Raw genomic sequence first — 13402 nt, 5'->3', positions numbered from 1 at the left:
CGGTGCTCCCCGCTTTGTGGACGTGCCAAACATCCTCAGCAGGACGTCCCCATTCCGGGTAGTTCCACCCGCCGCCGGCGGCCTCCGTCAAAGGAGCCTGCCCATGTCGATGATCCGTGACCTCCGCGCCGCCGTCCGCCCCTCGCTCCGCAAGGACGGCAGCGCCTACAGCTCGTACGACACCACGCGCGACCCCACCGCCGCCTCCGCCGTCGTCGACTGCGCCGTCTACCGCGACGGCCGCCGCGCGGCCTGCGACGACACGCTCACGCCGCACGAGGCGATGCTCCAGGTGCGCCGTGACGGCGGCTTCGCCTGGATCGGTCTGCACGAGCCGACCGAGTCCGAATTCGCCGGTATCGCCGCCGAGTTCGGGCTGCACCCCCTCGCCGTCGAGGACGCGGTGCACGCGCACCAGCGGCCCAAGCTGGAGCGCTACGACGACACGCTCTTCACCGTCTTCAAGACCATCCACTACGTCGAGCACGCCGAACTCACCGCGACCAGCGAGATCGTGGAGACCGGCGAGGTGATGTGCTTCACCGGGCGGGACTTCTTCATCACCGTGCGGCACGGCGGCCACGGCTCGCTGCGCGCCCTGCGGCGCAGGCTCCAGGAGGAGCCCGAGCTGCTCGCCAAGGGCCCGTCCGCCGTCCTGCACACCATCGCGGACCACGTCGTCGACGGCTATCTCGCGGTCGCCGACGCCATGCAGGACGACATCGACGACGTCGAGACCGAGGTGTTCTCGGCGCCGGGCAAAGGCACCTCTCGCGGTGTCGACGCCGGGCGGATCTATCAGCTGAAGCGTGAGGTCCTGGAGTTCAAGCGGGCCGTGTCGCCGCTGCTTCGGCCCATGCTGCTCCTGAGCGAGCGGCCGATGCGGCTCGTCGACCCGGACATCCAGAAGTACTTCCGTGACGTCGCCGACCACCTGGCCCGCGTCCAGGAGCAGGTCGTCGGCTTCGACGAACTCCTCAACTCGATCCTCCAGGCCAACCTCGCGCAGGCCGCGGTCGCGCAGAACGAGGACATGCGCAAGATCACCTCCTGGGCGGCGATCATCGCCGTGCCGACGGCGGTCTGCGGTGTCTACGGCATGAACTTCGACCACATGCCCGAGCTGCACTGGCGGTTCGGCTACCCGATGGTGCTCGGCCTCATCGCCGGTGCCTGCTGGACCATCCACCGCACCCTGAAGCGCAACGGCTGGCTCTAGCACCCCACTCGGTAGGCTGCGCGCATGACAGAAACGCTGCTCGCCCAGGCCCTCGTCGAGGAGGCCACCAAGAAGTCGGGCCTCATCTGGGTGCGCGGCGAAGAACCGGCCCGTGCCCTGTGGCACGTATGGCACGAGGGCGCGGCGCACCTCATCGGTGACGGCCCCGGCGAGCAGCCGCTGCCGGGTCTCGTCGACGGCGGCACCGCCGAAGTGACCGTACGCAGCAAGGACAAGGGCGGCAGGCTCATCGCCTGGACGGCGCTGGTGACCGAGCTCGCGCCGCGCTCCGAGGCGTGGGAGGCGGCCGTCGCCGAGCTCAAGGGCAAGCGCCTCAACGCGCCCGACGGCGAGCGGATGCCGCAGCGCTGGGCTGACGAGTGCCGGGTCGTCCGGCTCACCCCGCAGGAGACGATCACCGACCTGCCCGACGGCTCCCTGGCGGCCCCGCCCCTGCCGACCGGGGCGACCACCCGGCAGCCGGTGCCCGATGCGCTGCCCCGGCTGCTGTTCAAGCGCAAGAAGCGGCGCGGCTAGCGCGTCCGCGCGCCCTCAGGACTCGGGAAGCTGCTCGCCGTAGTCCACCATCTCGTCCTTGTCCGGCTCGCTGAGCGGGAAGTCCCTGCCCCAGTCGCTGAGCCGGAGCGTGCCCGCGTCGCCCGCGCGCTCCAGGCTGAGCGGGTAGGGCTTGCCCTTGAGGGAGACGTCCAGGGTGCCGCCCGCGCCCTTGTCGCCGGTGATCTCGATGGTGGGGTTGCCGGACGTGGTACCGCGGTCGCCGGTGGCCAGCTCGCCGTGCAGCGTGAGCATGCCCGCCAGGAGGACATCCTTGTCCGTGAAGCCGCTCAGCTGCTGGTAGGACGCGTCTTCCTGGGGGACCTTGACGTACTTGCCGTCGAGCTTGGCGGCGGCCGCGCCGTCCGCCTTGCCGGGCTTCTGTTCGCCCTTGGCGTCCTCGTGGGTCCAGAAGGCGGAGTCGGCCTTCAGGAAGAGCTGCTTGCCGACGCGCAACAGCTGGAAGGTCTCCCCCTTCGAGGTGACGGAGCCCGTGCCGCCGTCGTCCTTCAGGCGCATGTCGAGCTTGTACGTGTGGCCCTTGCTGACCAGGGTGCCCGAGAGCCGCACCGCGGTCGCCGAGTCGGCCGCCGCGCGGGACTTGCTCTGGATCTTCGCGGCGGAGAGTTTTCCCATGCCGTTCGTGCCCGCGTCCGGGTCCTCCTCGCTGCTGCACCCGGTGAGACCGGTGACCCCGATGACGAGACCCGCGCACACCGCGCTCACGACTGCTGTCCTGCGGGTACGGCGGACCAGGGAAATCTCGGACACAGGGGGCGCTGCCTCTCGTGGGGACGACGGCTACGGCTACGGCAGTACGGCAGCGTACCCGTGCTGACCAGTTGGATCGGCGCCAGTGTGGCCGGACGCTCCGCCGGGGCGTATCCGACCGGGACGGGCTAGCCTGAAGCCCGCATTGCCCGACAGAACGGCGCAAAAAGCTACGAGCGAGGGAGGCGCGTGCGATGGCGGCAACCGCCTCCCGGGTCTTCGTCTCGCATCTGGCCGGCACCGCCGTCTTCGACCCGAACGGCGACCAGGTCGGCCGGGTGCGCGACCTGGTGGCGATGCTCCGGGTGCAGCGCAGGCCGCCCCGGCTCCTGGGCCTCGTCGTCGAGCTGTCCACGCGGCGCCGCATCTTCTTGCCGATGACCCGCGTGACGGGCATCGAGACGGGCCAGGTCATCACGACCGGCGTACTGAACGTGCGCCGCTTCGAGCAGCGCCCCACCGAGCGGCTGGTGCTCGGCGAGATGCTCGACCGGCGGGTCAGGCTCGTCGAGACGGACGAGGAGGTGACCGTCCTCGACGTGGCGGTGCAGCAGCTTCCGGCCCGCCGCGACTGGGAGATCGACCGGGTCTTCGTACGCAAGGGGAAGGCGGGCACCTTCCGGCGCAAGGGCGAGACGCTCACCGTCGAGTGGTCGGCCGTCGACGGGTTCTCCCTGGAGGAACACGGTCAGGGCGCGGAGAGCCTGCTCGCCACCTTCGAACAGCTGCGCCCCGCCGACCTCGCCAACGTCCTGCATCACCTCTCCCCCAAGCGGCGGGCCGAGGTGGCCGCCGCGCTCGACGACGACCGGCTCGCCGACGTCCTCGAAGAGCTCCCCGAGGACGACCAGATCGAGATCCTCGGCAAGCTCAAGGAGGAGCGCGCCGCCGACGTCCTGGAGGCGATGGACCCGGACGACGCCGCCGACCTGCTCGCCGAGCTGCCCGAGGACGACAAGGAGCGGCTGCTCACCCTGATGCAGCCGGACGACGCCGCCGACGTGCGGCGCCTGATGGCGTACGAGGAGCGCACCGCCGGCGGTCTGATGACGACCGAGCCGATCGTGCTGAGGCCCGACGCGACGGTCGCCGACGCCCTCGCCCGGGTGCGCCAGCAGGACCTCTCCCCCGCGCTCGCCGCACAGGTCTACGTGTGCCGCCCGCCGGACGAGACGCCGACGGGCAAGTACCTGGGCACCGTGCACTTCCAGCGCCTCCTGCGCGATCCGCCGTACACACTGGTCAGCTCGATCCTCGACGACGACCTGCAGACGCTCCTGCCGCAGACCGCGCTGCCGCAGGTCGCCGGGTTCTTCGCGACGTACGACATGGTGGCGGCCCCCGTCGTCGACGAGGGCGGCTCGCTGCTCGGCGCGGTCACGGTCGACGACGTGCTCGACCACATGCTGCCGGACGACTGGCGCGAGACCGAGTTCCACCAGGAGGAGGGAGTGCGCCATGCCGCCGGCTGACCGGGAGCGGGACAGCCGCGTCGAGCCGCGGACCGCGCCCCGCTTCCGGCTCGACCAGCCGCGGCCGCCGCGACGCAAGCTCCTGCCGGAGTACGACCCGGAGGCGTTCGGGCGGCTCTCGGAGCGGATCGCGCGGTTCCTGGGCACGGGGCGGTTCATCGTCTGGATGACGATCACCATCATCGTGTGGGTCGGCTGGAACGTCTGGGCCCCCGAGGCGCTGCGCTTCGACCCGTTCCCGTTCCTGTTCCTGACCCTCGCGCTGTCCCTCCAGGCGTCCTACGCGGCGCCCCTGATCCTGCTCGCGCAGAACCGGCAGGACGACCGGGACCGGGTCAACCTCGAACAGGACCGCAAACAGAACGAGCGGTCCATCGCGGACACCGAATATCTGAGCCGCGAGATCGCCTCGCTGCGCATGGGCCTCGGCGAGGTGGCCACCCGCGACTGGATCCGTTCCGAGCTCCAGGACCTGGTCAAGGAGCTGGAGGAGCAGCGCAGGGGCAAGCGCGTCGTATTCCCCGCGGAGGAAGGCGGCGGGCGTGATGTAGGCGACCGTTGACGGCCCTTTCCGGGGCAGGGTTACCGCGCCGTACTATCGGACGTATGGCTACGGAAGACGCGGTGCGTGAAGCACTGGCGACGGTGAACGACCCCGAGATCCACCGACCGATCACCGAGTTGGGGATGGTCAAATCGGTAGACATCTCCCCTGATGGGGCGGTGGCGGTCACCGTGTACCTCACGGTCTCCGGGTGCCCGATGCGCGAGACCATCACGAAGAACGTGACCGACGCGGTCGCCGCCGTCGAGGGCGTCACGCGCGTCGACGTCACCCTCGACGTGATGAGCGACGAGCAGCGCAAGGAGCTGGCGAGCGCGTTGCGCGGCGGCACCGCCGAGCGCGAGGTCCCCTTCGCCAAGCCCGGCTCGCTGACCCGTGTCTACGCCGTCGCGTCCGGCAAGGGCGGCGTCGGCAAGTCGTCGGTGACGGTGAACCTCGCGGCCGCGATGGCGGCGGACGGCCTGAAGGTCGGCGTCGTGGACGCGGACATCTACGGCCACTCCGTGCCCCGGATGCTGGGCGCCGACGGCAAGCCCACCCAGGTCGAGGACATGATCATGCCGCCGTCGGCGCACGGCGTGAAGGTCATCTCGATCGGCATGTTCACCCCGGGCAACGCCCCGGTCGTGTGGCGCGGCCCGATGCTCCACCGCGCCCTCCAGCAGTTCCTCGCGGACGTGTTCTGGGGCGACCTGGACGTCCTGCTCCTCGACCTGCCCCCGGGCACCGGCGACATCGCCATCTCCGTGGCCCAGCTGGTCCCGAACGCGGAGATCCTCGTCGTGACGACGCCCCAGCAGGCGGCGGCCGAGGTCGCCGAACGCGCGGGCTCCATCGCGGTGCAGACCCACCAGAAGATCGTCGGCGTCGTCGAGAACATGGCAGGGCTTCCCTGCCCGCACTGCGGCGAGATGGTCGACGTCTTCGGCACGGGCGGCGGCCAGCGCGTCGCCGAGGGCCTCACGAAGACCACGGGCGCCAATGTCCCGGTCCTCGGCTCCATCCCGATCGACGTCCGCCTGCGCGAGGGCGGCGACGAGGGCAAGCCGGTGGTCCTCTCGGACCCGGACTCCCCCGCGGGCTCCGCGCTGCGCACCATCGCGGGCAAGCTGGGCGGCCGCCAGCGCGGCCTGGCGGGCATGACCCTGGGAATCACCCCGCGCAACAAGTTCTGAGTCCTCCCCGCCATACGCCGATGGGGGCGCCGCTCGTCATGAGCGGCGCCCCCATCGGCGTATGCGGGTGTGTGCGTGTGTGCGTGTGCCCGAGGCTCTAGGCCGCGTACTCGTGGATGTCCTTGACCACCGAGAAGCCCAGGCCGTACGCGCTCATGCCGCGCCCGTAGGCGCCCAGGGGCACGCCGTCCTTGGTGGACCCGGCCAGCACCCAGCCGAACTCGGACTCGCGGTAGTGGAACGAGGTGGGCACCCCGTCCACCGGGAGCGAGAGCGTCGACCAGTCCTCGCCCTGGAGGTCGTCCGCGAGGACCCAGGCCGTCTCGGTCTGCTGGTCCAGCCAGTCGTCACGCAGGCTGTGGTCCATCTGGTTCGGCCAGGTGAAGGACAGCAGCCCCACTCCGGCGAGCCAGGCCGCCGACGACACCGACGTCGCCTCCAGGAGGCCCGTGCCGTCCGGGCTGCGCCGCACCGGGTTGGCCGCGACGGTCACCACGACCGCGAAGCGCTCCTTGTCGCTGTTTCCGAAGGGCCCGTCGCTGCGGACCGACGGCTCATCGCCGTGCCCGATGGAGCCGTGCTCCACCGCGCCGTCCGCGGCGGTGCCGACCTGCATCAGCCAGCGCTCCCCGGTGAAGGCCTCGTCGAGGCCGTACCAGGGGAAGGGCGCCAGCAGATAGCTGTCGACCGTGCGCCGGGCGGAGGGCATCGCTTGTGCGGTGCCGTCCGCGGCCGGCGCCTGTGCGCCTACGCGACTTGTCGTCTCCATGTACCCGGCCGCCTCCTCGTTCTCATCGGTCCGCAGGGCCCGCCCCCCTCGGGCGTCCTCAGCCGGACAACAAGGCAGGATAGCCACACCCGTTCCGGAAGCTGGGACACCGGTAGGCGGTCGGGTGTCTCGAAGGGAGTGACCGGGGGCGCGCTCAGGGGCGTACCGCGGGTGCCTCTCAGGAGGTCAGGTGGCGTCCGCGTCGAACGGCGGATGGTCGAGGGGAGCGGCCTTCTCGGGCTTCTTGTCCATGTCGATACGGCCGTCTTTCTTGGCCATGTCGATACGGCCGCCGGCCGCTTCGGAAGCGCTGTCCGTGCCGGTCGCGCCGTCGGAGGATTCACTCTCCCGCCCGTGCACGGCGTCCGTGACCTCGGCCATCTCCTTCTTGAGGTCGAAGCCGTTCCGGATTTCCTTCAGGCCGAGCTCGTCGTTGTCGAGCTGCTTGCGGATGAAGGTCTTCGGATTCAGGTCCTCGAACTCGAAGTCCTTGAATTCCGGGCCCAGTTCACTGCGGATATCCGCCTTGGCGCTGTCCGAGAATTCCCGGATCTTACGGATGGTCCGCGTCGCGTCCTGAATGAGCTTGGGCAGCTTGTCCGGGCCGAAAACGAGCACGGCGAGGATGATCAGCGCCACTACCTCGAGCGGGCCAATGTCTGAGAACACCTTGAGCTCCTTGCCATCCGGACCGGGTCCACGGTACCCGGCGTTCCTGTCCGTCCGGTAGCCGCTGGGCGACAGACGTGGATCAGCTTCCGCCCGACGCACCGAGCACGAGCGTCACTTTCCGGTCCTTTCCCGCGCGCTGGACCGTCAATTCGAGGCTGTCCTTCGGGCGATGGGCGCGAATCTTGACGATGAGCTCGTCCCCGGAGTGGATGCGCTGGCCGTCCACTTCGGTGATGACGTCGCCCGGCTTGATTCCGGCGCGATCACCCGGTCCGCCTTCGTTCACGGCGGGGCCGCCGTCCTTGCCCTTGTCGCCGACGCGGGCGCCGTCGCCCGTGTACTCCATGTCGAGCGTGACGCCAATCACAGGGTGCGTGGCCTTGCCGGTGTTGATCAGCTCTTCGGCGACCCGCTTGCCCTGGTTGATGGGGATGGCGAAGCCGAGGCCGATGGAACCCGCCTGGCCGCCACCGGGTGCCGAGCTGTCGTCGGCGGAGCGGATGGCGCTGTTGATGCCGATGACGCGGGCGTCGGCGTCCATCAGCGGGCCACCGGAGTTGCCGGGGTTGATGGGTGCGTCGGTCTGGAGCGCGTCGACGTAGCTGATGTCGCTGCCGTCGCCCTTCTCGCCGCCGGCGGTGATGGGGCGCTCCTTGGCGCTGATGATGCCGGAGGTGACGGTGTTCTCCAGGTCGAACGGGGCGCCGATGGCCACTACGGGGTCGCCCACCTGGACGTTCTCGGAGTTGCCGAGGGGCAGCGGCTTGAGCCCGCGCACCCCGGAGACCTTGACCACGGCGAGGTCGTACCCGGAGTCGCGTCCTATGACCTCCGCCTTGGCGGTCTCGCCGCCGCTGAAGGTCACCGATATCGCGCCGCCGGTCCCCGCGGGCTCGACCACGTGGTTGTTGGTGAGGATGTGGCCCTTGCCGTCGAGCACGAAGCCGGTGCCGGTGCCCTGCGCGTCGTCGCCGCTGACGTGGAGGGTCACGACGCCGGGCAGCGAGCTCGCCGCGATCCCGGCGACGCTGTCCTTGGCCCGCACCTTGTCCTGGGCGTCCGACTGCGACAGCTCGATGTCCGAGACGCCGGCGTTCCGCTCGAGATAGGCCCCGAGGGCACCGCCGATGCCACCGGCCACGAGGGCGATGACGGCGATCCCGACCAGAATGATCCGCCGCGCCCGCTTCTTCTGCTTCGCCTCATCGACGGGAACGGCACCGCTCTGCTGGAGGGGGGCGTTCCAGGGGTCGTAGGGGCGGCGGGGAGGGGCTGCGGCTTGGGGGTGGGGGTGGGGTTGCTGAGTCTGCGGGTGGGGCTGGTGGTGGGCCTGCTGCGGGGCCGGGTGGGTTTGCGGCTGCGGGGTGACGCCCTGTGGGGGCGTGGGGTGCGGGGTTCCGTGCGGCGGGGTGGCGCCGTGGGCCGGGGCCGGGGCGGGACCGGGGGTTCCGTGGGGCGGGGTTCCGCTGTGGCCCGCCGCCGGGAGCTGCGTGCCGTGCGCGGGGGTCGCCGCCGGGTGCTGTACGGGCGGGGCAGGGGCCCAGGGGCCGGGCTCACCGTAGGGCGGGGTGCTGTAAGGATCGGGGTCGTGCAGTGGGCGGGGGCGGTCGGCGGGGGCGCCTGCCTGGGCGGGAATACCCGAAGCGTATTCACCCGGAGCAAGGCCACCAGAACCAGACGGCAGATCAGAGCCCGGCGCGAAGACAGAAGCCGCCGTCGGGTCGGGACGCGGCTCGGACGCCGGCGCCTGCGTGGGCTCGGGGCTTGGTGGGGTCGCCGCGGCCAGGGTGAAGTCGCCGGACGCGTCCTCCGCTCGCCCGGCGGTGGCCGTCGCCTCGTCCCCGGTGGTGCCTATCTCTCCGTCGGGGCCGCCCCGCTCCGCTCCCGTTCCGTCAGGCGCGGACGCCGACCTGGGGCGGCTCCACCACTTCGCCTTTGTGGGCTTGCCCTCGTCCATGCTCTCCCCACACCTGGCCTACGGCGGACGCCGATCACGTGCTCAACTCCGCGCCCGCCACAAGCCTCGGGCAGGCACGGCCCACCGAGGATTCAACCAGGTTCCCGCGCCGAAGCGCAGAGCACGTCAGCGGATCTGCGAAGTGCCCTGCAGTGTGCCCTCTATGGGCGAGGCCGCCGCGGTGTGCGTCGGATCCGCCCCGCCACCCGAAGCAACGCCGCCCAGATTCGGCACGGCGGCAGCAGGAGAAGCGCCGCCCGGTGTCACGGGAGAGACCGGACGTATCAGAGGGGACATGATCGCCGCGCCCGTCAGCATCGGCGCCGTGACCTCGTGCCTGGCGGACACGGGCTCGGGCTGCTGGACGCGAGGACCCCGCACAGGCACCCCGGGCAGCAGGGGCCCGGTCGCCTGGGTCGGCGCGACCGGCGCCGCGAGGACCCCGGGACGCTGACCCTGCACGGACAGCGGATTGCTGCCACGGCGACGGACGGAGTCGGGAGCCGCGGTGGCACCCGCGCCCGGCGAACGCTGCGGCGACGCATTGCTGTTGCCGGTGTTGTTGCCGGTGCTCTTGCCCGAGCTGTTGCTGCTGCCCGAGCCCGCTCGCGGCTCACCCGGGTCGGCGGGCATGCCCGCCGTGACACCGCCCAGCGCTATCGCGGCCAGCGACACCGCACCGGCGGCGGCGAAGGCGAACCGCCGCCCGCGCCACATCGACCGCTCGGCCTCGTGACGGCCGACGTCGTGCCGGCTGACGTCATGGATGCGGAAACCGCGCCCCGAGCTGGGCAGTACGGCGGCATGGCTGCCCGAGGGCGCATAGCCGAAGGTCTCCGGCTTTACGCCGAAGATTCCGGTGGGGGGCAGCCCTGAGTCCGTGTCCGCGGTGGCGAAGCCTCCGCTTCCAGGGTGCCTGGGACCGGAGGGAGGCTCGCTGCCTCCGCCGGGAAGGCCTTGAAGGCGCGCCAGGAAACTCTCGGACGGGGGTGGCGGTGCCACCTCCGCGAAAACACTCTTGAGCCGCCGCTGCGAGTCGGCCTCGGTCTTGCACTTCGGACAGGTCGCGAGATGAGCGAGGACTCGCTCACGCGCGTCATGGCCCAACTCACCGTCCACCAGGGCGGCGAGTCGGTCCCCCAGATGCTGCTCGGCCAGATGCCGCTCGGCAGGATTCGACCGTGATCCACTCACGCGGTCGCGCCCCCTCCTCCCAGCGCCACGGCTCCTGCGAGCGAGCGGCGCTCGGCGCGGGCTTCGGGCGACCGGTGCTGAAGGGCCTTGCGCAGCTGCGAGCGGCCACGGTGGATACGGCTGCGGACCGTGCCCAGCTTGACGCCCAGGGTGGCGGCGATCTCCTCGTACGAGAGGCCCTCGATGTCGCACAGGACCACTGCGGCACGGAACTCGGGAGCGAGGGTGTCGAGCGCCTGCTGCACGTCCGCGTCGAAGTGCGTGTCGTTGAAGACCTGCTGCGGCGAGGGCTCACGGCTGGGGAGGCGCTCGGCCGCGTCGTCGCCGAGGGCGTCGAAGCGGATGCGCTGCTTGCGACGCACCATGTCCAGGAAGAGGTTCGTGGTGATGCGGTGCAGCCAGCCCTCGAACGTGCCGGGGGTGTAGGTCGACAGGGACCGGAAGACACGGACGAAGACCTCTTGCGTGAGGTCCTCGGCGTCGTGCTGATTGCCGGTCAGGCGGTACGCCAGGCGATAGACCCGTCCGCTGTGCGTGCTGACGATCTCCTCCCAGGTGGGGGGAGTCCACGCCTGCGATTCCGCATCAGCGGCAAAGGTCGCGGTCTGAGCGGAGCTGGCGGTGTGGATTCGGTCAGCGGTGTCGGTCACGGATTTCGGCTCACCCGCCAGCCTGAGAAGGCGCCTCAGCGCTCGTCCCCTGCCTGCGGACGCAGCCGCACCTCCCCTGTCGGCTCTGGTGGTGTCCAGTGGAGCCCCTACCATAACCACCTCGCCCGTTAGCTCCGGATAAGCGTTTTTACTGGAATTTGGTACGGGCTTCCTGCCAGCTGTCCTGCCTGGTCGCAGGGCCCGCAGCCATTCTTGATCCATTCGTTACCCCCGACGTCCGCCTACCCCTACTAAACGCCCGGTCCCATCTGCGGGTTCCCACCCCTTACGGATACAGTCACGGCCAGGCAACCACGGGGACAGGAGAGGGCCATTACCGGCAACCGGCAGACGAGCTGGGCGTTCGCCGACGCCTTTGTCGCCGAGGACGAGGCAGCGCGCTGGGCCCGTGACCGGGCCCAGGAAGCAGGGCTGCCCTCGGTGTCTCCCGGTACCGGCGCCGCGCTGCGCATGCTGGCCGCCACGGCGGACGCCAAGGCCGTCGCCGAGATCGGGACGGGCACGGGCGTGTCCGGGCTCCACCTGCTGCACGGCATGCGGCCCGACGGCGTCCTGACCACCGTCGACCCCGAGCCCGACCGCCAGCAGTTCGCGCGGGAGGCCTTCCGCGCCGCCGGATTCGCCGGCAACCGCGCGCGGTTCATCCCCGGCCGCGCACTCGACGTACTGCCGCGGCTCGCCGACGGCGGTTACGACCTCGTGTTCTGTGACGGCGACCGCACGGAGTACCTGGACTACCTCGCTGAATCGTTGCGCCTGCTGCGCCCCGGCGGGCTCGTCTGCTTCGAGGGCGCCTTCTCCGACGGCCGGACGGTGGACTCCGGTCCGCAGCCCGCCGAAGTGCTGCGCATCCGCGAGCTCCTGCGCACCGTGCGCGAGAGCCAGGACCTGATGCCTGCGCTGCTCCCGGTGGGCGACGGCCTGCTCTGCGCCGTGAAGCGCTGATCGCTCCGCGGGTTGAGCAGCGTCTGTCCGCGGGCGCCCCTTCGGGGCAGCATCGAACCCCGGACATAGCACTGCCCCGGCACGTCGTTACGATGCCGGGGCAGTGAAAAAGTGTGGGCGCTTCCGCGTCAGCCGACGACCTTCTTCAGGGCGTCGCCGAGTGCATCGGCCTCGTCCGGAGTCAGTTCGACGACAAGTCGTCCGCCGCCTTCGAGCGGAACGCGCATGACGATGCCCCGCCCCTCCTTGGTCACCTCGAGCGGGCCGTCGCCCGTCCGCGGCTTCATGGCCGCCATGCTCGTTCCCCTTCCTGAAACCAGCTCATCGCAGCCGACAACCCAGGTGTCACCGGCATCGAACATATTGCTTCCAGGCCATTATCCCGCATGGCAGGACCCGATGACCAACATCGGTCTGCATCGCTTGCGCAACGCGCGCCCGCAAAACCACTCAATTCGGCGATGTGGCTGCGATACTGCGCCGCCTCTTACGCCTCCGGGGCCAGGAATTCTTTGACGCAGGTCACATATCTCCCCTCATGTCGGAGCCCGATGATCTCCGTCATGCTGGGCTCGGACAAAGATGACCGGCGCAGGACCACTGGAGGGGATTCACCATGGCCGACACCGTGCTCTACGAGGTGAGCGACGGGCTCGCGACCATCACGCTCAACCGCCCCGAGGCGATGAACGCGATGAACATCGAGGCCAAGGTCGCTCTGCGGGAGGCGGTGCGGTCGGCCGAGTCGGACCCCGCGGTCCGCGCCGTCCTGCTCACCGCGACCGGACGCGCCTTCTGTGTGGGGCAGGACCTGAAAGAACACGTGGGTTCTCTCATGGCGGACCGCGCGGCGGGCACCGGACAGACGATGAGCACGGTGCGGGAGCACTACAACCCCGTCCTGCGCGCGCTGACCGGGATGGCCAAGCCGGTCGTCGCGGGCGTCAACGGCGTCGCGGCCGGTGCGGGCCTCGGCTTCGCGCTCGCCGCGGACTACCGGATCGTCGCGGACACCGCACGTTTCAACACGTCCTTCGCGGGGGTCGCGCTGACCGCCGACTCGGGCGTCTCCTGGACGCTGCAGCGCGTGATCGGTCCGGGCCGCGCCGCCGATCTGCTGCTCTTCCCGCGCAACATCGGCGCCCAGGAGGCGTACGACCTGGGCATCGCCAACAAGGTCGTCCCCGAGGCCGAGTTGGCCGCCGAGGCCCTGAAGCTTGCCCGCACCCTGGCCGAGGGCCCGACGCTCGCCTACGGGGCCCTCAAGGAGTCCCTCGCCTACGCGGCGGGCCACACCCTGGAGGAGTCCCTGGAGAAGGAGGACGAACTCCAGGCGAAGGCGGGCGCGTCCGAGGACCACGCGATCGCCGTCCAGGCGTTCCTGGACAAGGCGAAGCCCAAGTACCTCGGCCGTTAGGACCGGCGCACGGCCGACGC

At 70.6% G+C, this 13402-nt stretch carries 14 protein-coding genes; 7 read left to right on the top strand and 7 right to left on the bottom strand.

Going from position 1 to position 13402, the window contains the following annotated elements; genetic code table 11:
• Window positions 1-103 precede the first annotated feature (103 nt).
• Together AC07AG_RS13595 and AC07AG_RS13590 are read left to right on the top strand one after the other, a co-directional pair.
• Entirely contained in the window at window positions 104-1219 is a 1116-nt protein-coding gene (locus AC07AG_RS13595; protein ID WP_478754824.1) for a magnesium and cobalt transport protein CorA, read from the top strand.
• Window positions 1220-1243: 24 nt separating this feature from the next.
• Window positions 1244-1756, top strand: coding sequence for a hypothetical protein (locus AC07AG_RS13590; RefSeq protein WP_478754822.1), 513 nt, complete (start codon window positions 1244-1246; stop codon window positions 1754-1756).
• 15 nt (window positions 1757-1771) lie between these two features.
• Here the strand turns inward: AC07AG_RS13590 and AC07AG_RS13585 are convergent, their stop codons facing one another.
• Window positions 1772-2536 carry a hypothetical protein gene (locus AC07AG_RS13585; protein ID WP_478755545.1) on the bottom strand — a complete coding sequence of 255 codons (765 nt, stop codon included), beginning with the start codon at window positions 2534-2536 and terminating at the stop codon, window positions 1772-1774.
• Window positions 2537-2739: 203 nt separating this feature from the next.
• Here AC07AG_RS13585 and AC07AG_RS13580 point away from each other — a divergent pair, with 203 nt between their 5' ends.
• Genes AC07AG_RS13580 through AC07AG_RS13570 form a run of 3 tightly spaced genes read left to right on the top strand, consistent with a single transcriptional unit; the run spans window position 2740 to window position 5757 of the window.
• Entirely contained in the window at window positions 2740-4017 is a 1278-nt protein-coding gene (locus AC07AG_RS13580; protein WP_361050486.1) for a magnesium transporter MgtE N-terminal domain-containing protein, read from the top strand.
• Window positions 4004-4579, top strand: coding sequence for a DUF1003 domain-containing protein (locus AC07AG_RS13575; protein ID WP_478754820.1), 576 nt, complete (start codon window positions 4004-4006; stop codon window positions 4577-4579). The genes AC07AG_RS13580 and AC07AG_RS13575 overlap by 14 nt, the downstream gene beginning before the upstream one ends.
• A gap of 44 nt (window positions 4580-4623) precedes the next feature.
• Window positions 4624-5757 carry an Mrp/NBP35 family ATP-binding protein gene (locus AC07AG_RS13570; RefSeq protein ID WP_478754818.1) on the top strand — a complete coding sequence of 378 codons (1134 nt, stop codon included), beginning with the start codon at window positions 4624-4626 and terminating at the stop codon, window positions 5755-5757.
• 97 nt (window positions 5758-5854) lie between these two features.
• Here the strand turns inward: AC07AG_RS13570 and AC07AG_RS13565 are convergent, their stop codons facing one another.
• From AC07AG_RS13565 to sigE, 5 genes are all read right to left on the bottom strand, one after another.
• The gene (locus AC07AG_RS13565; RefSeq protein WP_478754816.1) at window positions 5855-6526 is read right to left on the bottom strand and encodes a hypothetical protein; all 672 of its coding nucleotides are present in this window, start codon (window positions 6524-6526) and stop codon (window positions 5855-5857) included.
• A 186-nt stretch (window positions 6527-6712) separates the two neighbouring features.
• Window positions 6713-7195: a sec-independent translocase gene (locus AC07AG_RS13560; protein ID WP_478754814.1), complete on the bottom strand. Its 483-nt coding sequence runs from the start codon at window positions 7193-7195 to the stop codon at window positions 6713-6715.
• Window positions 7196-7277: 82 nt separating this feature from the next.
• Entirely contained in the window at window positions 7278-9155 is a 1878-nt protein-coding gene (locus AC07AG_RS13555) for a S1C family serine protease (protein ID WP_478754812.1), read from the bottom strand.
• A gap of 126 nt (window positions 9156-9281) precedes the next feature.
• The gene (locus AC07AG_RS13550) at window positions 9282-10349 is read right to left on the bottom strand and encodes an anti-sigma factor family protein (RefSeq protein ID WP_478754810.1); all 1068 of its coding nucleotides are present in this window, start codon (window positions 10347-10349) and stop codon (window positions 9282-9284) included.
• Window positions 10346-11113 (bottom strand): RNA polymerase sigma factor SigE, encoded by a 768-nt coding sequence (gene sigE, locus AC07AG_RS13545; protein ID WP_478754809.1) that lies wholly within the window; start codon window positions 11111-11113, stop codon window positions 10346-10348. Before sigE ends, AC07AG_RS13550 begins: the two co-directional genes overlap by 4 nt.
• A gap of 153 nt (window positions 11114-11266) precedes the next feature.
• Between sigE and AC07AG_RS13540 the strand changes: the two genes are divergently transcribed.
• Window positions 11267-11965, top strand: a complete 699-nt coding sequence (locus AC07AG_RS13540) for an O-methyltransferase (protein ID WP_478755543.1) — start codon at window positions 11267-11269, stop codon at window positions 11963-11965.
• A gap of 128 nt (window positions 11966-12093) precedes the next feature.
• On the opposite strand, the gene AC07AG_RS13535 is transcribed toward AC07AG_RS13540, so the two are convergent.
• A complete protein-coding gene (locus AC07AG_RS13535; RefSeq protein ID WP_003966491.1) occupies window positions 12094-12261 on the bottom strand; it encodes a DUF3117 domain-containing protein in 168 nt (55 codons plus the stop codon).
• Between the two features lie 320 nt (window positions 12262-12581).
• On the opposite strand from AC07AG_RS13535, the gene chcB reads away from it, so the two are divergent.
• On the top strand, window positions 12582-13382 hold the full coding sequence (chcB, locus tag AC07AG_RS13530; RefSeq protein ID WP_478754807.1) for a 2-cyclohexenylcarbonyl CoA isomerase: 801 nt from the start codon (window positions 12582-12584) through the stop codon (window positions 13380-13382).
• Window positions 13383-13402 lie beyond the last annotated feature (20 nt).

This window comes from Streptomyces sp. NPDC044044 (assembly GCF_056434405.1).
Note: the sequence above shows the minus strand (reverse complement) of the source record. Positions and strands in the feature narration are given on the sequence as shown.

What these genes read in the sequence shown, in the direction of transcription:
- AC07AG_RS13595 (WP_478754824.1), top strand. Translation starts at nt 104, where the DNA reads ATGTCGATGATCCGTGACCTCCGCGCCGCCGTCCGCCCCTCGCTCCGC.
- AC07AG_RS13590 (WP_478754822.1), top strand. Translation starts at nt 1,244, where the DNA reads ATGACAGAAACGCTGCTCGCCCAGGCCCTCGTCGAGGAGGCCACCAAG.
- AC07AG_RS13580 (WP_361050486.1), top strand. Translation starts at nt 2,740, where the DNA reads ATGGCGGCAACCGCCTCCCGGGTCTTCGTCTCGCATCTGGCCGGCACC.
- AC07AG_RS13575 (WP_478754820.1), top strand. Translation starts at nt 4,004, where the DNA reads ATGCCGCCGGCTGACCGGGAGCGGGACAGCCGCGTCGAGCCGCGGACC.
- AC07AG_RS13570 (WP_478754818.1), top strand. Translation starts at nt 4,624, where the DNA reads ATGGCTACGGAAGACGCGGTGCGTGAAGCACTGGCGACGGTGAACGAC.
- AC07AG_RS13565 (WP_478754816.1), bottom strand. Translation starts at nt 6,526, where the DNA reads ATGGAGACGACAAGTCGCGTAGGCGCACAGGCGCCGGCCGCGGACGGC.
- AC07AG_RS13555 (WP_478754812.1), bottom strand. Translation starts at nt 9,155, where the DNA reads ATGGACGAGGGCAAGCCCACAAAGGCGAAGTGGTGGAGCCGCCCCAGG.
- sigE (WP_478754809.1), bottom strand. Translation starts at nt 11,113, where the DNA reads ATGGTAGGGGCTCCACTGGACACCACCAGAGCCGACAGGGGAGGTGCG.
- AC07AG_RS13535 (WP_003966491.1), bottom strand. Translation starts at nt 12,261, where the DNA reads ATGGCGGCCATGAAGCCGCGGACGGGCGACGGCCCGCTCGAGGTGACC.
- chcB (WP_478754807.1), top strand. Translation starts at nt 12,582, where the DNA reads ATGGCCGACACCGTGCTCTACGAGGTGAGCGACGGGCTCGCGACCATC.